General features: G+C 47.2%; 14 protein-coding genes. 9 read left to right on the plus strand and 5 right to left on the minus strand.

Annotated features, from left to right (window positions below; all coding sequences use genetic code 11):
* Positions 1–44: 44 nt before the first annotated feature.
* Positions 45–1,238, minus strand: coding sequence for a tyrosine--tRNA ligase (tyrS, locus tag Q4Q57_RS01895; protein ID WP_012088587.1), 1,194 nt, complete (start codon positions 1,236–1,238; stop codon positions 45–47).
* A gap of 126 nt (positions 1,239–1,364) precedes the next feature.
* Here tyrS and Q4Q57_RS01900 point away from each other — a divergent pair, with 126 nt between their 5' ends.
* Both Q4Q57_RS01900 and Q4Q57_RS01905 read left to right on the plus strand, forming a co-directional pair.
* Positions 1,365–2,771, plus strand: coding sequence for a peptidoglycan DD-metalloendopeptidase family protein (locus tag Q4Q57_RS01900; protein WP_311889463.1), 1,407 nt, complete (start codon positions 1,365–1,367; stop codon positions 2,769–2,771).
* 20 nt (positions 2,772–2,791) lie between these two features.
* Entirely contained in the window at positions 2,792–3,901 is a 1,110-nt protein-coding gene (locus Q4Q57_RS01905) for an anhydro-N-acetylmuramic acid kinase (RefSeq protein WP_311889466.1), read from the plus strand.
* 13 nt (positions 3,902–3,914) lie between these two features.
* On the opposite strand, the gene Q4Q57_RS01910 is transcribed toward Q4Q57_RS01905, so the two are convergent.
* On the minus strand, positions 3,915–6,065 hold the full coding sequence (locus Q4Q57_RS01910; protein WP_311889467.1) for a winged helix-turn-helix domain-containing protein: 2,151 nt from the start codon (positions 6,063–6,065) through the stop codon (positions 3,915–3,917).
* A gap of 308 nt (positions 6,066–6,373) precedes the next feature.
* Here Q4Q57_RS01910 and Q4Q57_RS01915 point away from each other — a divergent pair, with 308 nt between their 5' ends.
* The gene (locus Q4Q57_RS01915) at positions 6,374–8,782 is read left to right on the plus strand and encodes a prolyl oligopeptidase family serine peptidase (RefSeq protein ID WP_311889469.1); all 2,409 of its coding nucleotides are present in this window, start codon (positions 6,374–6,376) and stop codon (positions 8,780–8,782) included.
* A 601-nt stretch (positions 8,783–9,383) separates the two neighbouring features.
* On the opposite strand, the gene Q4Q57_RS01920 is transcribed toward Q4Q57_RS01915, so the two are convergent.
* The gene (locus Q4Q57_RS01920; RefSeq protein ID WP_311889471.1) at positions 9,384–12,407 is read right to left on the minus strand and encodes a TonB-dependent receptor domain-containing protein; all 3,024 of its coding nucleotides are present in this window, start codon (positions 12,405–12,407) and stop codon (positions 9,384–9,386) included.
* A 677-nt stretch (positions 12,408–13,084) separates the two neighbouring features.
* On the opposite strand from Q4Q57_RS01920, the gene aqpZ reads away from it, so the two are divergent.
* The 3 genes from aqpZ (at position 13,085) to Q4Q57_RS01935 (ending at position 14,800) form a co-directional block, all read left to right on the plus strand.
* The gene (gene aqpZ, locus Q4Q57_RS01925) at positions 13,085–13,780 is read left to right on the plus strand and encodes an aquaporin Z (protein ID WP_006080745.1); all 696 of its coding nucleotides are present in this window, start codon (positions 13,085–13,087) and stop codon (positions 13,778–13,780) included.
* 164 nt (positions 13,781–13,944) lie between these two features.
* Positions 13,945–14,325: a DUF2750 domain-containing protein gene (locus Q4Q57_RS01930; protein WP_006080744.1), complete on the plus strand. Its 381-nt coding sequence runs from the start codon at positions 13,945–13,947 to the stop codon at positions 14,323–14,325.
* A 25-nt stretch (positions 14,326–14,350) separates the two neighbouring features.
* Positions 14,351–14,800, plus strand: a complete 450-nt coding sequence (locus Q4Q57_RS01935; protein WP_006080743.1) for a hypothetical protein — start codon at positions 14,351–14,353, stop codon at positions 14,798–14,800.
* Between the two features lie 111 nt (positions 14,801–14,911).
* On the opposite strand, the gene erpA is transcribed toward Q4Q57_RS01935, so the two are convergent.
* Positions 14,912–15,262, minus strand: coding sequence for an iron-sulfur cluster insertion protein ErpA (gene erpA, locus Q4Q57_RS01940; protein WP_006080742.1), 351 nt, complete (start codon positions 15,260–15,262; stop codon positions 14,912–14,914).
* Positions 15,255–16,058 (minus strand): DUF6776 family protein, encoded by an 804-nt coding sequence (locus Q4Q57_RS01945; RefSeq protein ID WP_011846148.1) that lies wholly within the window; start codon positions 16,056–16,058, stop codon positions 15,255–15,257. The genes erpA and Q4Q57_RS01945 overlap by 8 nt, the downstream gene beginning before the upstream one ends.
* A 74-nt stretch (positions 16,059–16,132) precedes the next feature.
* On the opposite strand from Q4Q57_RS01945, the gene Q4Q57_RS01950 reads away from it, so the two are divergent.
* The 3 genes from Q4Q57_RS01950 to hemL all read left to right on the plus strand — a co-directional run bounded on the left by Q4Q57_RS01950 (position 16,133) and on the right by hemL (position 20,472).
* Entirely contained in the window at positions 16,133–17,857 is a 1,725-nt protein-coding gene (locus Q4Q57_RS01950; RefSeq protein WP_006080740.1) for a chloride channel protein, read from the plus strand.
* A 276-nt stretch (positions 17,858–18,133) separates the two neighbouring features.
* Positions 18,134–19,153: an aspartate carbamoyltransferase gene (locus Q4Q57_RS01955; RefSeq protein ID WP_006080739.1), complete on the plus strand. Its 1,020-nt coding sequence runs from the start codon at positions 18,134–18,136 to the stop codon at positions 19,151–19,153.
* Positions 19,154–19,179: 26 nt separating this feature from the next.
* Positions 19,180–20,472, plus strand: a complete 1,293-nt coding sequence (gene hemL / locus Q4Q57_RS01960; protein ID WP_311889475.1) for a glutamate-1-semialdehyde 2,1-aminomutase — start codon at positions 19,180–19,182, stop codon at positions 20,470–20,472.
* Positions 20,473–20,496 lie beyond the last annotated feature (24 nt).

The following is a 20,496-nucleotide window of genomic DNA, read 5'->3' on the forward strand; positions in this document are numbered from 1 at the left end:
CTCTTTTTGTTCGATTAACGACTTTTCATTTAACAGACAATGTCTTAAACCAAAGTCACTTTGGCAAACTTGCGTTTACCGACTTGGAATACCGCGACAGTACCAGCAGACAAAGTCATACGGCTATCGTCCAGCTTTTCGCCGTCCATCTTCACCGCGCCTTGCTTGATCATCCGCATGGCTTCTGAAGTCGACGCCACTAAATCAGCATCTTTCAACAGATTTGCAATCGCAATACCTTCACCCGCCACTAACTCGATTTCTTCGATATCGTCGGGGATCATGCCCTTAGCACGGTCAACAAAAGCTTGATGCGCGCTTTCTGCAGACGCTTCATCGTGGAAACGTGTGATGATTTCTTTAGCCAAGGCAATTTTAATGTCGCGTGGGTTAGACCCATTGGCCACATCTTGCTTAAACTGCTCAATTTCAGCCAGTGGACGGAATGATAGCAGCTCAAAGTAGCGCCACATTAAATCGTCCGAAATCGACATCAGCTTGCCAAACATTTCGTTGGCAGGTTCACTCACGCCAATATAGTTGTGCGCCGACTTAGACATTTTCTTCACGCCGTCTAAACCTTCGAGCAGCGGCATCATGATCACAGCTTGTGGCTTTTGGCCTTCCGCTTTTTGCAGTTCACGGCCCATTAATAGGTTGAACTTTTGATCTGTACCACCCAGCTCAACATCGGCCTGCAGCGCAACTGAGTCATAACCTTGCAGTAAAGGATACATAAACTCATGGATAGCAATAGATTGGCCCGAGGCATAACGCTTCTTAAAGTCATCGCGCTCCATCATACGAGCCACAGTTTGCTTGGAAGCAAGGCGGATCATCCCCGCTGCGCCCAATGGCTCTAGCCAGCTTGAGTTAAATTCGATACGGGTTTTAACTGGATCAAGTATCTTATAAACCTGTTCTTTATAGGTTTCGGCGTTCGCTAATACTTGCTCACGGGTTAACGGTGGACGCGTACTGTTTTTACCGCTTGGGTCACCCACCATACCAGTAAAGTCACCGATCAAGAAAATGACTTCATGACCTAACTCTTGGAATAACCTTAATTTATTTAAGATTACTGTGTGTCCAAGATGGATGTCCGGAGCGGTAGGATCGGCGCCTAACTTAATACGGAGTGGACGTCCTTCTTTGAGTTTTTCAAGCAGATCCGCTTCGAGTAAAATCTCATCGGTACCACGTCTAATTTCTGCTAATACTTGGTCTAAATCAGCCATCTCGGCAGGGACTCCTAAGGCCATGATCATAAAATGAAGAGACTTATGTTACTTGTTAGCCACCACAATTGAAAGTGTGTACACTAACGGGATTATTTAAGTCTCTGGTTATTGGTATCGGCGTCAATGGGAAAGGTTATAACGTTATTTAAATTGTTGCCTAAAAAGCATCAAATTCTCCTCAGCATTCTTTCAGTTATCACCATGATAACCATGCTACTCCCTTCTGAAGAAGCGCAAGCTTCAAGACAAACCACTAGCATTGATGACCAAGCTCAAATCAACACCCGTTATGATGTGCCTTTAGCGTTTCGCTCGCCTGAACGTCCAGAGTTATTAGAGGGCCAAACAGACAATGCGCCCACCAATGCTGCGCCATTATCGTCAACCGACGTGCTTGCCGCGGGTGATGCTAATAATCCAGCGACAGAATCCCTCGAAAGTGCCCATCACAGGGACGTCGAACATTTTAACGTGAAAAACGGTGACACCTTAGCCGCAGTATTTGATCGCGCAGGATTAACCAGTAAAGACGTGTATGAAATCACCCAACTCCCCTTGGCCAAACAAAACTTACTTAAGATTATGCCAGGCGAAGAAATCGTGATTTCAAAGGATGTTAATGGTGATTTGACCGAAGTGCGTTATCGCGTGAATGCAATTTCGACGCTCATCATCACCAAGAATCAAAATCAATACCAAGAAAAAATATCCGAGAAGGATGTGGAAATTCGCAGCCATTTCACCAGCGCTAAGATTAAGAGCAACTTCTGGAACGCCGCCGTCGATGCAGGCATGAATGCAAACCAGATCATGCAGTTATCGACCGTATTCGGCTGGGATATCGACTTTGCCTTAGATTTACGCGAGGGCGACAGCTTTGCCATTATTTATGAGCAAGAATATGCCGATGGCGAATTTTTGCGTAACGGCAATATCTTAGCCGCAGAATTTGTAAACCAAGATGAGCGCTATACCGCCATTCGCTATACCGACGGTAACTATTATTCCGAGAATGGCACTAGCATGCGTAAAGCCTTCTTGCGCTCGCCAGTCGATTTTAAATATGTCAGCTCAAACTTCAATCCAAGACGTTTGCACCCAGTAACGGGCCAAGTCAAAGCCCATCGCGGTGTGGACTACGTCGCCGCCATTGGCACGCCCATTAAAGCGGCGGGTAGCGGACGCGTCATCGAGGCGGGCTACAATCAATTCAACGGTAACTATGTGTTTATCAAACACAACGATACCTATACCACCAAATATCTTCACCTCACTAAGCGCAACGTCAGCAAAGGAGCCAGCGTTAAGCAAGGGCAAATCATAGGTACTTTAGGTAAAACGGGGCGCGTCACGGGTGCACATTTGCATTACGAATTTATCGTCAATGGCGTCCATCGCAATCCAAGAACCATAACGCTACCTAAAGCCGAATCGATTGCGAGAAAAGAAAAAAATCAATTCGATGCACTTAGCCAGCAATTGATGACTACACTTTCGCAAAACAAGCAAACGCAATTGGCAATGCAATAACGACGGACGGATTCCTCCCAATGAAAAACGCTTATTATATTGGACTTATGTCAGGCACCAGCATGGACGGTGTCGATGCCGTATTGGTCGACTTTTCTGGCGCGCAGCCACAGCTTATCGCCAGCCATACCGAAGCCATACCGAGCCATTTGCTCAAAGGCCTACAGCGCCTTTGTTCACCCAGCACAGATGAAATTAACCGCCTCGGCCGTTTAGATCGTAATGTGGGTGAACTGTTTGCTTTAGCAGTGAATAATCTGCTGACCAAATGCGCCATTGCCAAAGAAGAGGTTATCGCCATAGGTAGCCACGGCCAAACCGTGCGCCACATGCCAAACCTCGAAGTCGGCTTTACCCTGCAAATTGGCGACCCGAATACTATTGCGACCGAAACCGGTATTGATGTGATTGCCGATTTTCGCCGTAAAGATATTGCCCTAGGTGGGCAAGGCGCGCCCTTAGTGCCAGCATTCCACCAGCAAACCTTTGCTGAAGTCGGCAAAAAACGCATCATTTTAAATATTGGCGGCATAGCCAACATTACTTATTTACCGGGCAACAGTGACCAAGTACTGGGTTTCGACACGGGACCTGGTAATACCTTGATCGATGCTTGGATCCAGCAGGTGAAAAGTGAACCCTTCGATAGAGATGGCGAATGGGCTGCGTCCGGCAAAACCGACCAAGGCCTGTTAACGCAACTGCTTTCACACCCGTATTTCTCCCTTGCTTATCCTAAAAGCACTGGCCGTGAGCTGTTTAACCAAGCTTGGTTAGAGCAGCAATTATCGCCCTTTAATCATTTAGATGAAGAAGATATCCAATCGACGTTATTGGATTTAACCTGCCACAGCATAGCCCAAGACATTATTAAACTATCCAATGAAGGGGAATTGTTCGTCTGTGGTGGCGGCGCGTTCAATGGCCAACTGATGCAACGTCTTGCCGCCTTATTACCAGGTTATAAGCTGGATACTACCTCGGCCCTTGGCGTCGACCCTAAATGGGCCGAAGGCATCGCCTTCGCCTGGCTCGCCATGCGTAACCACTTAGGCTTACCCGCCAACCTCCCAGCTGTCACAGGCGCCTCCCGCGAAGCTGTACTCGGCGGAAGATTTAGCGCTAAGTAATCCTTAAAGCAACTTATTTAAGTAACTTATGCTTAAGCAAGATGATATCCCGTTGTGGGAAGCCATCGAGCGTCATCACTAAGCGGTTTGACTCTTGGATATACGTCATAGAGCCAAAACCGCTTAAGCTCGAACGGGGAACCCTTAGGAGTGATGTCAGCTGTTGATTGCTCGCCTCCCAAAAATTCAGCCGCTGCTCGTTACCATTACTCGATTTAAAATACACCCCGTTTGCCGTAAGCACCCAGTTATTACCTGCACGGAATACTTTGCTAGGAATTAACTCTCGAACCTGCTCAGGCTGCGTTAAATCAATCTGCCAGAGTCCATTCACCCCATAACGGCTAAATACAAATTCGTTAGCCGATTTCGCAAATCCCACAGCCATAGTCAGAGGACTGATCACTCTTGGTGTACTGTTATCTAAATAAAACTCCGTGATGCCATCGCTGGTCGATGCTAATACGGCAGTGCCCTGCCAATTCCAACTGGGGCGACCGTGATTGTGATAACTCGAGGCTAAGGCAGTAATATTTTTATTGGCTAAATCTAAAATAAAAATGCGATTACCTTCATTGCGATCATCGGGGGCGATAAAAGCTATTTTAGAGCCATCGGGAGACCAACGCGGGTAAGCTACGCGCGACTTGAGATGAGTATGTTGCTCAAGTTTTTTGCCGTTTATATCTGACGCCCAAATCTCGTTATAGCCAGTCTCACTAGAGACAAATACTATCCGTTTCGCCTCGGGGGAATAATCGGGATTTCGGTGGCTGATACTAGAATACAGGAGCGGAAACAAACTGCCAGATACCGACTCCCCAAGGGAAAAATACGCCATTTGGAATTGACGACGATACTGGTGATAAACAAGCTCACCTTCCGCTGATACACTGCTGGGATAACTCATTCCCTCTACATCGAGAGATTGAATATGCGTGGTTGCAATATCGATAGTAAAACCGTTGCGACTGCCGGAATCTTCGGTGGCAAAAACCAGCGACTGGCTATCAGGTGTCCAACTCAAGCCGCGAATATCTTCTAGTCCGTGGGTTAAGCGTTTCTCACTGGCACTGGCTAAATCCCGAATAAAAATATCTTCCGAGATATTACTAAAGCGTCTCGCTATTGCCAGCCAACGACCATCAGGACTGAAGGCTAAATCTCGGTCTTCATAGTTACAGTGCACTTCGCAGGATAATCTTTCAGCCTTAGCGTCAGGTTGCACCAAAGACAAACGGTAGATACCACCCACCTTACCCGCCTCAAGGGAGGAAACATACGCAAGATATTGGCCGTCAGCAGAAATATCTATTGCCGCCATATCGGTCGAGCAAGGCGCTAAGGCGAGGGTTTCATTGGTTGCAAGGGTTAACTGAGTAATTTGGCACTCTCCCGTTCCCTGAGTTCGGGAGGCAAAAAACAACTTAGTGTCATCTAAACTCCACACTGCGCGAAGCTCTGCCGATGTGGAAGGCGTTAACTGACGGGCGGGGATGTCTTCACGTTTAAAATCTTTAAGATACAGACTAGAAGTAACGCCAGGACGACTCGCACCATACACTAACCAACGCCTATCGTGGGATAACCTAGGATAACGCTCCGATCCCGGATCTCTGGTCAGCACTGTCATTTGGGTCTCTGTCATCCGCTGTTTATCTTGGTACAGGTGCACGCCAATCAATAGACCAACAGTCACAATGACCGCCCCCATCAATATCACCATAAAATGCAGTCGTCGCATCGTATGCTGTAACTTCGCCTCAGTGATTTGGAGTTTATCGATGTCGGTGTCATCAGAAATGTCGTAGACAGGGGGCAATAAGAGGCGGTACCCAGCCTTACGCACGGTTTCAATCACACCACCATCCTGTTCGAGTGGCGACAATTGCTGCCGTAAATGCCAAATCGCATTAGTGAGTGCCTTAGTTCCTACGTAAACATTGCCCTCCCACACTTTTTCGATCAACTCATCACGGGTCACCACATTAGGATGACGCAAGGCAAGATAGCTAAGCACTTCAATAAACTTAGGTTGAAGTGACACCTTAGCGGCTTCATGTTGGGACGTTTCATCCGCCTGCGTTTGAAATGAAATTGAGTTATCGGAAGGGTCAATGCGACAACTTCCTAAGCAAAAACTCAACTTATTCTTATCCTTCATTTTTCTCACACCTGAGTTATTGATCTTTTTATGGTTAGGGTAATGAGTGCATCATTCGGTTAGATACTACCTAAGACTTAGCCCAGTTAGCAAACGAATGAATTAAACTAACTATATAAAATTCAAAATATTAGCTCGTATAAAATCTAAAATAGAGATTTAAACAATATAGAATCGAGTCGAGGCGGGTTGCGACAAAGCAACAGATTGCTTACAACTGCATGACCAATAAAAACTTATGCGTCAACGTCTTACTCCTGTTACAAATTATCTGTGCGGGAGTTATGCACTTTGTTAGGGACCCAAACATGCTTCGTTTAGCCTTGATTTGCATCGGGATGATGTTATGTCCAATTTTTACCCCACAGACCTTAGCACAAGACTACCAAAAACCTTCCTCTGCATTGCAGCAAACCATTAACCACAGTACCAGCCTCACGACACGACTCTCAAACGATCATCAATGGCTGGCATTAATCAGCCCGATTTCGGCGCCGAGCATTGCCACGTTGGCCCAGCCAGAGCAAAAGCTGGCAGGATTACGTATCGCCGCCGAGCAATATTTACCCAGCCGTATTAGCAAACGCTACCACCAACTCAGGCTAATTAATATTCAAAACAATCAGCAGCGAATGATTAGCTTGCCCGGCGGCCATGATATTACTGAGCTGCAGTTTTCCCCCGACAGTCGCTATCTGTCCTATGTGAGCATAACGCCAGAGGGCGGTTACTTATATGTTTACAACCTCGCTCAAGATAGCCACAAGCGCCTGTCAGACAACAGATTGAATGGCACGATTAGCCTTGATTATCAGTGGGCTAACAATAACAGTCTACTCGCTCGCTTTGTGTTAGCCTCCAATGCCAACACAAGCATGGCTCAGGCCGTTTACGCACCGAAAACCAAGGAAACCTCAGGCAAACAAAGCCCGCAGCGCACCTATCAGGACTTATTGAAAACCAGCGCTGACAAACAACGCTTTAGCCAACTGACGACCAGTCAATTGGCCCGAGTGGATTTAGATGGCAAGCTGACAACTATCGCCGCGCCGGGTATTTTTGAGGACTTTTCGGTGTCACCCGATGGGCGCTATATTTTAACCCATCAGCTCACCGCGCCCTTCTCAACCCAAGTAAAGTATTATGATTTTCCAACCTTAACAGAGATTTATAATCTTGATGGCCAACGCATAACGCAACTGCACCAAAGCCAGAGTGGAGAATCTAAGCCCCAAGGAAGAGACTCAGTGCTCCCAGGCCCACGCCAGTTCCATTGGGTTCAAGGGCGAAGCGCAACCTTAGCCTTTACCGAGGCTCTAGATCAGGGCGATAGCCAGCTGGAGGCGCCGCTACGGGACAGTCTATGGCAACTCGACGCGCCCTTTACCCAAAAGGCCAAACTCATCGCCAAAACCCCTTGGCGGATCATCGATATCGACTGGGCGGAGAACAACATCGCCTTAGTGACCCAGCGCAATAGCAAAGCACAGTTACTGCGACTGAGTAGCCTAGATACCCGCCTTGGAGAAAGTAGGCTACAGACGTTGAACGAGCGTAATCTGCGCGATAAATATCAAGAACTTGGAATATTCTCCAGAGAATACACCCAAGGCAAAGGGCATGTGATCCGCCTGCAGCCGACGCAAACCGCAGGGCTTATTCACTACGGCCAAGGGGCATCGCCACAGGGGGATAAGCCTTTCTTAAAGCGCACCTCATTACTGACGGGTGAGTCGTCACTGCTTTGGCAATCGCCAGCCCAGCAATTAGAGTCGGTGCGCTACGTGCTCAATCTTGAGCCCTTACAACTGATTATCAACCGTGAAAGCCCGACTGAAGCCCCAAGCCTTGTCTTAATCGATGGCGCCAAAGAAAGTGTGCTCTACCAACAGGCCGATGAACTGAGTGCGTATCGGGGAATGCAGAAGCAGCTTATCACCTACAAAAGAGCCGATGGCGTGCCCCTGTCTGGCACTCTCTACTTACCCGCCAATTACACCAAGGAGCAAGGCACCCTACCCGTGTTAATGTGGGCCTATCCGCGGGAATTTAACGATCCCGACATCGCGGGCCAAATTAACTTTAGCGCCAATCAATATCCCAGCATCAGCCCTATGGGCCCAATCCCATTAGTCGCCGAAGGCTTTGCGGTGTTTGATAAAGTCTCTATGCCCATCATCGCTCAAGGGGATAAAGAGCCCAATGACAGCTTTCGCGAGCAACTCATTGCCAACGCACAGGCGGCTGTCGATACCTTGGTGGATTTAGGCATTGCCGATCGTAAACAAATCGCCGTAGGCGGGCATTCCTACGGGGCATTTATGGTGGCAAACTTGCTCGCCCATACGGATTTGTTTTATGCAGGCATTGCCCGAAGCGGTGCCTATAATCGCAGTCTCACTCCTTTTGGGTTTCAAAATGAGGAGCGTTACTACTGGCAAGCCAATGATATTTACCAGCAAATGTCACCGTTTAATTACGCCGATAATATCAAATCACCCTTGCTATTAGTTCACGGTGAGATGGATCAAAACTCAGGCACATTCCCGCTGCAATCTGAGCGTTTGTTCGATGCCATTCAAGGCCTTGGCGGTAAAGCAAGATTAGTTATCCTGCCATTTGAAGGACACAGTTATGCGGCTAAGGAATCCCTAGAACACTTGCTCTGGGAACAAAGCCAGTTCTTAAAGGCAAATCTGCCGTCCACAAACCTGTGAGCCAATAAGCTAAATAACGCTTAGCATTCCACAAGTACATCCCATCAAAGGATTGGCGGCATAACCAGCCGCCAATCGCTTAACAAGTTACTGCTATCACTTATCCCTAAATACTGTGTTTATTCAGTATTCAAGAGAGTATCTCCCCCTCACTGGTGCATTGAGCCTCTGTATCTTTAGCCTTTGTCTCTTAGGTCTTTTACTATTCCGCCGTTAGCCTGTTGACTTTATGCTCTGTTTTTCTCACTCAAAGCGCCCCGAAGAGCATTCGCCTATGTGAGGAGCCAAGATTTACCGCGAGAGCAAGGAGCTTGTGTTAACTGCCTGTCTTAAAGCTTAAGTTAAATGCCAGAGTTAAGAGTTTAAGTTAATTACCGTAGTCTAAAACCAGTAAAAGCTTAGTACCACCCTCTCCAGTTTATGGCTTGCTACGTGCACCAAACCTATTACTACGAACTTATTGCGATGAACTGATTACGATGAACTGATTACGATGAACTTATTGATATCCGTGTCTAACGGTGATTGGCAATAAAAAACCGCATGCAGGGAGCCACATGCGGTTGAGCAAACTTAAGTGGTTAGTATCAATTCAACGATATTAGAACTTAAGCTCTGCACCTAGGTAGGCATAGCGACCAACACCACCGCCATAGGCGCTGCTGTAGTTACCATTACCCGTTTCGACTAAATCACCAGTATCGGCCACCCAAGGACCCTGATTGTCGAAAATATTACGCACACCGCCGTATAAACGTAATTCAGCCTGACTTACGTCCATAGTGTAAGACACCGACAAATCGTGGGTGATATACGAGCTGTAGAATAGGAATGCAGGCGTTTCTGGATTGGCTACCGCAGTGGCATCGCCAGCATCGAGTTTGGCTTGGTTTTCGGCTTTCAGCACGTTCCACTCTTCAACTCTATCGTGGCTATCGACCATGGCACTTTTATACTTAGCGCTCCAACGTACACGCCAATCATCATTGCTCCAGGTTAATGAGATTGAACCTCTGTCCTCAAAAATCCCGCTGGCAAGCTCACCCACATAGTCATCTTCAACTAAACCATCGGCGCCATAGTAGCTAGTGCTGAATTCCAACACATGGGTCCAGTTAGTTTTTAAGCTAAGCTCACCGTAACCGTCTAACTGCCACTCGTAGGCCATGGCGATATCAACACCACGGGTGACAATGTCATTTAGGTTCTGTTCCTGTTGGATAACCTGGGTGATTTGCCCTTCAGTATCGCGGCTGATGACCTGACAGTACTCGTTATCGGCGCCATAGGGATTACTCGAGTTATAACATTCGGCCAGAATATCCTCGTTGCTTAGTGAACCAATGGCGTCGGTAACTTTGATATCGTAATAATCGACCGCCAGATTAAAGCCTTCGAGGAAGGCTGGCGCCATGGTAAAGCCTAAGGTATAGGTATCCGCGGTTTCCTCGGTAAGGTTTTCGTTACCAGCGTTCGGCGAATATTTAGAACCGCCCGCATCCTCAAAGATACCGTTAGTCGCAATTGCGGCTGCAATACCAGGGTCTTGGCGACAACTATCATGCCCTGCCCCTGTAGAGGTTGCTGTTACCCCATCACAAATATCGCGAATACTGTCGTAATCTCCGCGGGGTGGAGAAATCAGCTCGGTAATATTCGGCGCACGTTGCGAGCGAGAGTAGTTAGCACGTAGTGCATAGTTGGCAATAGGCTCCCACAGGATACCCGCGCGATAACTCGACATTAAGTCGATGTTTTTCTGGCTGTAATCGGCAAGACGTAATGACAAGTCTAGGTCGAGCCTATTAGCAAAAGCCTCATCCCTTAACAAAGGAAGATTCGCTTCACCAAAGGCTTCCCATACGGTCACATCCCCTTCAAAGGGCGGCACATCGTTAAACGTTATCGCATCGCCACGCATCGCTTTATCGGTATCGACGGCTTGAGTATCACGGCGATATTCGACCCCGAATGCCGATTGCACGCCACCCGCGGGCAATTCAAACAATTCGCCTGAGATAAATCCTAGGGCATTAAATTGCGTGATATCCGTGTTGATATAGGGATTGGCACGGATATAGTCCGCCCCTTCCTTACTGATTGAACCTTCACCAAAGATATTGACGGGAACACAACCCTCGGCCCTTGCCTCTTCACTGGCACATTGGATAGTCACACCATCTGCGGCGTATTCAGCATCCAGAGCATATTGCAGACGACGAATACTGATCTCATTGCTGCGGCGCTGACGCTGTTCAAACTTCCCGTAACCCAGTGAGGCATCCCAGGTCCAAGTTTCAAATAAGTTGCCCTGCAATCCCGCCCAAGTACGCAAAGTAGTACGCTCGTTATCGCTCTCAACGGGCCCAACTTCTTGGAAGCGGCGATCCCAAGTGATGCTCTTGCCTGCTATTGCAGCAATTTCGGCTGGCACATAAGGATTGTTTGGTGAAATACTGCCCGCAGCAATAGTGCCAGGAAGACCCGTTACAGGGTCGATATAGAGTTCAGTGTCGTTATAGTCTTGGCCTTCGGCATCGGTACGACGAAACGCGTTATTGCGGCTAAACTGCACTTGCACATTCGCGCGCACATCGTCACTTAGGTCATAGTTCATTTTGACCGCCGCGGCCAAGGTATCCTCAGGGACTTTTAATAAACCTGTGGTGTAACCGTTATAACCATCACGCTCTTCTTTAAAATCGGTTTTAAGCTCAGTGCCATCGTACCACCAAGAGTTTGATTTAAAGCGGCCACCGATGATGTCATTACTGCGTTCGCGCCAATCGTCTCGGGTAATATCGCGCATACACTGGTCGCCATCGACAGTGTTCATGGCATTACACATTTGCTTTTCATCGTAGGCAAAACTTGACTCGTACAGGGCTCTTTCCCTGTCGGTCGCAAATAACCCATGTTGCTTATCGTAAGTCGCACTGGCGAAGATGTAACCTTTATCGCCATTAAAATCAGTACCATAACCTACATCGACAGTGGTTTCACGACCACCACCTTCGGTGGTTTCACCACCACGGGCGTTAATCTCAAAGCCCGTCTTGTTCTGTTGAGTGATAATGTTCACCACCCCAGCAATCGCATCGGAACCATAAACAGCCGACGCCCCACCGGTAATGATTTCGACCTTATCGACCATAGCGGCTGGAATCGTGCTTAAGCTGACATAGTTACCGCTATAGCTGTTTGATACTACGCGGCGACCATCGATCAAGGTCAGGGTACGGTCTGTACCTAGGTTACGTAAATCAATGGTTGAAAGACCCGTATTTTGCACGCTCGATTGGCTATTTGTACTGCTAACGCCTTCTGCTAATGCAGGAATTTGGTCAACTAGAATATCCGCCAATGATCCAATACCGCTATCGGCGATATCTTTCGCATCTAGGCCCTGCAGTGGAGTACTAAGTGAAAAGCTGTCACGCTTAATCCGCGAGCCAGTGACTGTCACTTTTTCGATGCTTTCTTGTTTATCAGCTACCTCAACTTCAACCCGATTAGCGCTTTCATTCACCGCATTCACTTCAATCGTATCGGCAGCCCATGCTACCGAAGGAGCAATACCAAACATCGAAGCTTGGATTGCCAAGGTCAATAATTTCTTCTTCATCCTTCCCACCTTCACTTTTAGGCATCGCAAACCATTTTTGTTGTTGTTTGGCACTGTTACTTGAATTAATCCAAAAGCCTTAGTCAGCGATTTTTCTTCAAGGACTTTGGTCTAATCATGGCTAGCAACACAGAAACACATAATTAACATTCAAGTAACTCAACCCTTTTACTTTGCCTAGTAATGAGCGACAACGAAATACCCCTCGTTTATTTCCCCGTTTTATATCTATTAAATATCTATTTATTTATTTTCAATAACTTATAAGAATAACTCAACGGCTTGATACGCAAGAGGTGAGGGAAAAGCAATCCCTCAATCACCAGGTTGCCATCTATACAATCTATGCAGGTAAAAAAACAAAAATGGCTAATACCCCAGAAAATCCGCTCATTGACGCAATAAGCCATGATCAAAAATGCACAATATGAAAACCCATCTATGCTTGATCACAGTTATGCCATGTAAACGAACTAAAGTGATTGTTAACTAAGCAGTAAAGACACAACACTCTGATTGTGATGGCCAGCTTTGGCATGAACAATCTGGGCGTGCAAAACTTTAATTAAGGGAATGGTTATTTATCTAGCTAAACTTAACCAGCGAGATAAACAAGGGTTTATGTAATGGCGTCAAAAGCCACACAGACATAAATCGACTAAATAGGAAATCAATCAATGAATATGTCACAAAAAATGGCGGCGGAATTTCTTGGCACCTTATGGTTAGTCCTTGGAGGCTGTGGCAGTGCGGTAATTGCCGCTGCATTTCCCGAGGTGGGCATAGGCTTACTCGGTGTCGCGCTCGCATTTGGCTTAACAGTTCTCACTATGGCCTTTGCGATTGGCCATATTTCAGGTTGCCACCTTAACCCAGCGGTGTCATTCGGCCTTTGGGCTGGCGGACGTTTTCCAGCGGCAGAATTATTGCCCTATATCATAGCCCAAGTCGCGGGCGGGATTGCAGGCGCGGGTATCTTGTATCTTATTGCTTCTGGTCAGGAAGGATTTTCACTTGCGGGTGGATTTGCCTCTAACGGTTTTGGTGAACATTCACCGGGTGGCTACAGCATGCTGTCGGTCATGATTTGCGAAATCGTTATGACACTGTTCTTTTTGATCATTATTTTAGGTGCCACCGATGAACGCGCGCCAAAAGGGTTTGCCCCGATTGCCATAGGTCTAGGCTTAACCTTGATCCACCTTATCAGTATTCCAGTGTCCAATACTTCGGTAAATCCTGCTCGCAGTACAGGTCCTGCGTTATTTGTCGGTGACTGGGCGGTATCGCAGCTCTGGTTATTCTGGGTAGCCCCGATTGTCGGCGCCATTTTGGCAGGCTTTATCTATCGCTACTTCCGCGCGGCAGAATAAACATCGAAGATCTAACACAACAGCGCCCTCTTGGCGCTGTTGTTCTTTTTCTAATCCCGCTCTAATGTTACCATTTAGCCAACTGGTGAATTTTGCTGTGCCCTAGGTTTTTACATTAGAGACACAACAGGCTTCGCCCTATTCAAGCAAAAGAGATATTTTTCATGAGCAAGACTGTTAAAACCCTCGCTGAGACAGCAGCAATGACACCAGAAGCCCGTTACGATTACCTCGTTGAGCAAGTCAAAGAACATAAAGTTCTTTGGACATTACAAGACCAAGACGGTTGCGTAATGCTGACCACTGAAGAAGAAGATTGCATTCCAATGTGGCCAACCGAAGAAGCGGCTGAATCTTGGGCTGTGGATGAGTGGAGCGATTGCCAAACATTAGCGATCCCATTCGATGAATTTCACGAAAGATGGGTGCCAGGCATGGAAGATGACGACCTGTTCGTTGCCGTGTTCCCAGTATTAGATGATTTAGGTGTGGTTATCCCACCTTATGAGTTAGATCAACGATTAGCGCCTAAGCAAAGCCATTAATCTCAATCGCTAAGCGAGAATGTCTATGAGCGAGCAAGAATCGGCTATACCGACACCTAAGGCTGACGCGGCCGTGAGTTCACGTTTACCCAAACGACTGATTGCCCTGCTGCTAGTGTATGTTGTTGCGTCCGTGAGTGGCTTAGTCGCTAAACAAGGCGTGTTATTTTGTCTACTAACACTTTTAATGGTGATTGCCATTATTGGTCGACAAAAGGCGGCGCTTATTATGCTGCGTGGCTACACAGTCGTGCAGCTTGGCTTGATTAGCATGCTGCCAGTGATCATGTACGATCCCGGCAATTTAGTGGTAGGCCCGACGACGGTGCATTTAGGTGAATGGCAGGGCAAACTGCCTGACTATGTGATTTTTATCGCGTTAATCATCTTGTCATTACTGCAAGTCTGGGTCGCTTTTGATAAAAAGGTAAAGGCGTGGTTTAAACCTAAGCTTAACCTGAATATCATGAGTTAAGTTCGTAGCATACTGAATTTTGCCCAACAAAAAGCCGTCATTGCGACGGCTTTTTTGCTCTCACTTCACACCTTAAAGGCGCTAAGTGAGCAGTCTTTATAGAGAAACTCTTTACACAGAGAAACTGGCACCACAGCCACAAGTTGTGGTTGCGTTAGGGTTTTTCACAAAGAAGCGAGAACCTTCGAGTCCTGAAGTGTAATCCACTTCACCACCGACTAAATATTGTAGGCTCATAGGATCGACAACTAAGAGGACGCCTTGTTTTTCTATCGTAAAATCGCCGTCATTGACCTTTTCATCAAAGGTAAAGCCGTACTGAAATCCAGAACAACCACCACCAGTCACATAGACTCGTAGCTTAAGTGCAGGATTTTGCTCTTCTTCCAGCAAACCTTTCACCTTAGCGGCTGCCGCATCGGTAAATTGGATTGGCATTGCTGTATCAGCTTGATCAGTCATTACTACCTCTTACATCAGTTTTCTGGGGCAAATTATCCTTTACCTGACTGTTTTGTTCAAGTATTACCCGTGGTTCTTTTTCACCCTGTAATAACTCAGGGGCACTATAGACATGTTCTGTCTGCGAATTCTTGGTCCAGCGGCTCGAAGGCACAAGCACTTTGACTTTCACTTGCTGTAAACTAAAACCTGCAGGAACAGTGACCTTGGTATCTATGACCTGAAAATAGCGAAAATCAAATTCCAACTTAGAACCCGTGAGTTTGTTCACACTCAAGCTAACGGATTTACCCTCTTGCACGCCAATTAATGTCAATTCGACTCGACCTTGAATCGCTTGCTTGCGCTTTTGCAGCTGAGTTAATACCAGTTTGAGATTGTACTCATCGGCTAAAACGCCCGGCGTCATTTCAAGTCCGTGGATGGCGACACCTTCGGCATTATCATCCGGTGTCATAATGCTACGGTAAAACGCCAGCTCATGTTCCAATTCTTTTTGCTTTTTCATCTGCTGGCCAAACATATCTTGCATTTGGGCGTTAGCCTCACGCTCGACGGACAGCTCTAGATTTCGGGTCGCTAGTAATTGGGTCTGTGTTTCTAATTCAGCACTCAAGCGTTGGGCTTTGCTGCTGATGTGTTTAACCACGGGCTCATCACTGCTTAGTAGCAGAAAACTTATCCAAGCCCCAAAAAGAATAGAAACTAACACTAAAAGCGATAAATACACTGAAGATGGACGATACTTGAGATCCATCACTTGCAGCCGATCTAGCCAACGATGATAATTTGGCATTAGGTAACAGCCCCTTATATAAAATACAATCAACTCAAGAACGAGTTCGATACAATACAACTCAGGCCAATGCAGTGCAATTAACGATAAATAAAGTCGCTATTCAACATGCCATAGTCACAGCCAAAAAGTATTTAACCAATGAGCTACGTGACCATTTATCCCAAGCGAGGATCAGTGCGCAACTGTGCATACTGGCACTGCTGTTTGCCATTTTCGCATCCTGCGTGATCTTACTGTTTCGACTCTTGCTCGTTTGGGCCAATCATTACACCCAAATACAGGCGCTGGATTTTACGGGGAACGTCGCCGACTGGCGAGCCCTGTTACCACTTTTAGGCGCAATATTAATTTGGATTGTGGCTAAGCTGGGCTCCAAACGTTATAAGCGCATGGGAATAGCCTATGTGTTACATAGAGTTAAACTGCACTACGGTAAAATTCCGTTGCAATCTGCCGTAGGGCAATTTTTTCAAGCATTATTCGCCCTCGGCACAAATTTCTCCGTCGGCCGTGAAGGTCCAGCCATTCATCTGGGTGCTGTCAGTGCCAGCTTTCTCGCCGAAAAATTCAATCTTCCCGATAACAGTGTGCGCATTATGTGCGCCAGTGGCATTGCCGCAGGGATTGCCGCGACCTTTAACGCGCCCTTGGCGGCAGTGATTTTTGTTCTCGAAGTGATTGTCCGCGAATATAAAGTCCATTACTTCTTCCCGATTATGCTCTCCGCAATTTGTGGCGCGGTTTCAAGCCAATTAGTGTTTGGTAATGTGCACGAATTTGACCGTATTCAAGTGATCCACATTCCCTTAGATCACTACCCTATTCTCGCTATCGGCGGCGTGGTATTAGGCTGCGCTGCGGCGCTGTTTAATTACTCACTCTTAAAAGTCACCGCGACGGGGCAAAATTGGCCACTGATTTACCGACTATTATTGGCGGGCAGCGTCACCACGCTAATCGGTCTAGTATTACCGCAAGCCCTTGGCACGGGCGATCTCGCCATTAGCGAAGCCATTAGTCAACATCCAAGTCTGTTGCTGTTAATTGCCCTATTATTTGCCAAAATCATTGCCACTATTGCGGCGATTGGCTTAGGTATTCCAGGTGGTTTGATTGGTCCACTCTATGGCATCGGCGCGCTGCTCGGGGCGATTTTGGCGCTGATCAGTGCCATCTTATTCCCGTCGATCGCTCCATATGTAGGGCTTTACACTGTGATCGGCATGACGGCCATGATGGGCGTATGTTTAAGCGCGCCGCTGGCGGCGTTAGTCGCCCTGCTAGAAATGACCAATGATGCCAGTATTATTCTGCCAGCGATGTTTGTGACTATTCCGGCATTTTTGATTGCCTATCAAGGTTTTAAGACTAACTCTATTTTCTTTAAACAATTAGAAATCATGGGGCTAGGCTATAAAGTTGCGCCAGTAAATTTAGCGCTGCAGAAAAAAGGCGTGCGAGCCTTGATGGATAAACGCTTTGTTATCGTCAATAACAACGATGAATTGTTACTCGAAGTGCTTAAACGGGCAGAAGGTCGACCTGTGCTGGTTCGCAATGCCGATGGCGTTATCGAAATGCTCAGCCTTGAAATGCAATCCTACGATGACAGTACCACGCTATCGCGCCATCCCATGCAAGGCTTAAGCGACAGCACTACGCTCAATGAAGCCTATTTACTCTTGTCACCCAAGCGCAGCGGTGAGGTGTTTATCTATCAAGATACGCCCGATAACGTGGTCGGGGTGATCAGTTGGTCAAACCTGCAACAGGAAATTCGCTTAGGCCAAGCCTAACGTCAATTTAAAACATCGATTTAAAACCTGATATCAATTTAAAATCTGATAGTGATGCAAAACCTAATATCGATGCCAAACCTTGATACCAAACCTAAGGCGGCAGATTAAAAGCTTTGGGCTTCATCGCAAAAATCTAACACAGTGGCAATGTGGCTATTTCGTTGCCCCTGTGCTTCTGCTACAATCGCGCCTCAGCCACCCTACATAACATCAGGGCAGATAAGCGCGATACCGCAGCTTAAAATGCCCCCTAGCAAATTGGAAAACAGGCTGATGAATCAGTTCGAAGGATCCCATATCCTCTCCGTAAACCAGTTAGATCTTGACTCAATCCAAACTATTTTTAATGTCGCTAGCCGTATGATGCCCTATGCACTTCGAGAGAAGCGCAATAATGTGCTCGATGGCGCCATTTTAGGTAACCTGTTTTTCGAACCCAGTACCCGTACCCGCGTAAGTTTTGGCTGTGCCTTTAACTTGCTTGGCGGCCATGTGCGTGAAACCACAGGTATGGCTTCGTCGTCTTTATCTAAGGGTGAATCCCTGTACGATACGGCGCGCGTGTTATCCACTTATTCCGATGTGATTGCCATGCGCCATCCAGACTCTTATTCAGTGAAAGAGTTTGCCGAAGGCAGTCGCGTCCCAGTGATCAACGGTGGCGATGGTTCGAACGAACATCCGACCCAAGCTCTACTCGATTTATACACTATCCAAAAAGAACTCAAATGTGCCGGCCGCGGTATCGATGGCATGCACATAGCAATGGTCGGCGACTTAAAATTTGGCCGTACCGTGCATTCACTATCACGCTTACTCTGCATGTATAAGAACATCAGTTTCACACTGATTTCACCTGCTGAATTAGCGATGCCTGATTATGTGATCTCCGACATTGAAAATGCTGGCCATAGCATCAAAATAACCGACCAGCTTGAAGGCCATTTAGATAAAGCAGATATTCTGTATCTCACTCGCATTCAGGAAGAACGCTTCCCTTCACAGGAAGAAGCGAATAAGTATCGCGGCAAGTTCCGCTTAAATCGCAGTATTTACACTCAGCATTGCAAATCTAACACTGTCATTATGCATCCGCTTCCAAGGGATTCACGCGCGCAAGCCAATGAGTTAGACAATGATTTGAACAGCCATCCCAATCTCGCCATCTTCAGACAGGCGGATAATGGGCTGTTAATTCGCATGGCTTTGTTTGCATTGACACTCGGCGTTGATCATCAACTCGAAAAATATGAGTGTCCGGTTAATTGGTATTCACGTAAAGCCGATCGCTAGTTGGCTACAGACTTTAAGGACTAAACATGACCCGTTCCGAAGCGCTATTTGAACAGGCTAAAAAAACCATCCCCGGCGGCGTTAACTCTCCGGTTCGTGCATTTAATGGTGTCGGCGGTTCGCCCCTGTTTATTGAAAAAGCAAACGGCGCTTATATCTACGATGCCGATGGCAAAGCCTATATCGACTATGTCGGTTCTTGGGGCCCGATGATCCTCGGCCACAATCACCCTAAAATCCGTGCTGCGGTATTAGCGGCGGTGGAAAATGGCCTGTCTTTTGGTGCGCCAACTGAGCTTGAAGTGCAAATGGCCGAGAAAGTCATCTCTATGGTGCCTTCTATCGAGCAAGTGCGTATGGTGAGTTCAGGCACTGAAGCTACTATGAGCGCCATTCGTTTAGCACGCGGTTTTACCAGTCGAGACAAGATCTTAAAATTCGAAGGTTGTTACCACGGCCACGCAGATTGCCTGTTAGTTAAGGCTGGGTCTGGCGCGTTAACCTTAGGTCAACCTAGCTCACCCGGTATTCCTGAAGATTTCGCCAAGCACACCTTAACCGCTGTGTATAACGACTTAGATTCAGTCAGAACTTTGTTCGAGCAGTATCCAACTGAGATTTCTTGCATCATCATCGAGCCCGTTGCTGGCAACATGAACTGCATTCCACCTATCCCAGGTTTCCTTCAAGGTCTGCGTGATATGTGTGATGAGTTTGGTGCGCTGTTGATTATCGATGAAGTGATGACAGGGTTCCGCGTATCACAAAGCGGCGCTCAAGGTTACTACGGCGTCACACCAGACTTAACCACGCTTGGTAAAGTGATTGGTGGCGGTATGCCAGTGGGTGCCTTCGGTGGTCGTAAAGATGTGATGCAGTTTATCGCGCCTACGGGTCCGGTTTACCAAGCGGGCACGTTATCGGGTAACCCTATTGCGATGTCAGCAGGTTTGGCACAAATGGACGCCCTATGTGAAGCAGGTCTTTACGAAGAGTTGAGCGCGAAAACCAAACGTATCGCCGAAGGTTTTAAAGCGGCAGCTGACAAGCACGGTATTCCAATGGCGATCAACTATGTTGGCGGCATGTTCGGTTTCTTCTTCACAGAACAAGCAGAGATCACCCGTTTCGACCAAGTCACAAAATGCAATATCGAGCAGTTCCGTACTTTCTACCACGGCATGTTAGATGAAGGCGTGTACTTGGCACCGAGCGCCTATGAAGCTGGTTTCTTGTCTATGGCCCATGGCGAAGAAGAACTGCGCTTGACCTTAGAAGCGGCTGACCGTGTATTAGCGAGCATGAAAGCGGCAAGCTAAACCTAGATTTTAGGGTTGCTACAC

Origin of the sequence: Shewanella sp. SP2S2-6 (assembly GCF_031931965.1) — a bacterium.
In the GTDB taxonomy this organism is placed as follows: domain Bacteria; phylum Pseudomonadota; class Gammaproteobacteria; order Enterobacterales; family Shewanellaceae; genus Shewanella; species Shewanella baltica.

Excerpts from the sequence above, each read along its gene's own strand:
- Q4Q57_RS01900 (WP_311889463.1), top strand. The coding sequence starts at position 1,365 with ATGGGAAAGGTTATAACGTTATTTAAATTGTTGCCTAAAAAGCATCAA.
- Q4Q57_RS01955 (WP_006080739.1), top strand. The coding sequence starts at position 18,134 with ATGAATCAGTTCGAAGGATCCCATATCCTCTCCGTAAACCAGTTAGAT.
- Q4Q57_RS01935 (WP_006080743.1), top strand. The coding sequence starts at position 14,351 with ATGAGCGAGCAAGAATCGGCTATACCGACACCTAAGGCTGACGCGGCC.
- Q4Q57_RS01910 (WP_311889467.1), bottom strand. The coding sequence starts at position 6,065 with ATGAAGGATAAGAATAAGTTGAGTTTTTGCTTAGGAAGTTGTCGCATT.
- tyrS (WP_012088587.1), bottom strand. The coding sequence starts at position 1,238 with ATGGCTGATTTAGACCAAGTATTAGCAGAAATTAGACGTGGTACCGAT.
- Q4Q57_RS01945 (WP_011846148.1), bottom strand. The coding sequence starts at position 16,058 with ATGCCAAATTATCATCGTTGGCTAGATCGGCTGCAAGTGATGGATCTC.
- aqpZ (WP_006080745.1), top strand. The coding sequence starts at position 13,085 with ATGAATATGTCACAAAAAATGGCGGCGGAATTTCTTGGCACCTTATGG.
- erpA (WP_006080742.1), bottom strand. The coding sequence starts at position 15,262 with ATGACTGATCAAGCTGATACAGCAATGCCAATCCAATTTACCGATGCG.
- Q4Q57_RS01920 (WP_311889471.1), bottom strand. The coding sequence starts at position 12,407 with ATGAAGAAGAAATTATTGACCTTGGCAATCCAAGCTTCGATGTTTGGT.
- Q4Q57_RS01930 (WP_006080744.1), top strand. The coding sequence starts at position 13,945 with ATGAGCAAGACTGTTAAAACCCTCGCTGAGACAGCAGCAATGACACCA.
- Q4Q57_RS01905 (WP_311889466.1), top strand. The coding sequence starts at position 2,792 with ATGAAAAACGCTTATTATATTGGACTTATGTCAGGCACCAGCATGGAC.
- hemL (WP_311889475.1), top strand. The coding sequence starts at position 19,180 with ATGACCCGTTCCGAAGCGCTATTTGAACAGGCTAAAAAAACCATCCCC.
- Q4Q57_RS01915 (WP_311889469.1), top strand. The coding sequence starts at position 6,374 with ATGCTTCGTTTAGCCTTGATTTGCATCGGGATGATGTTATGTCCAATT.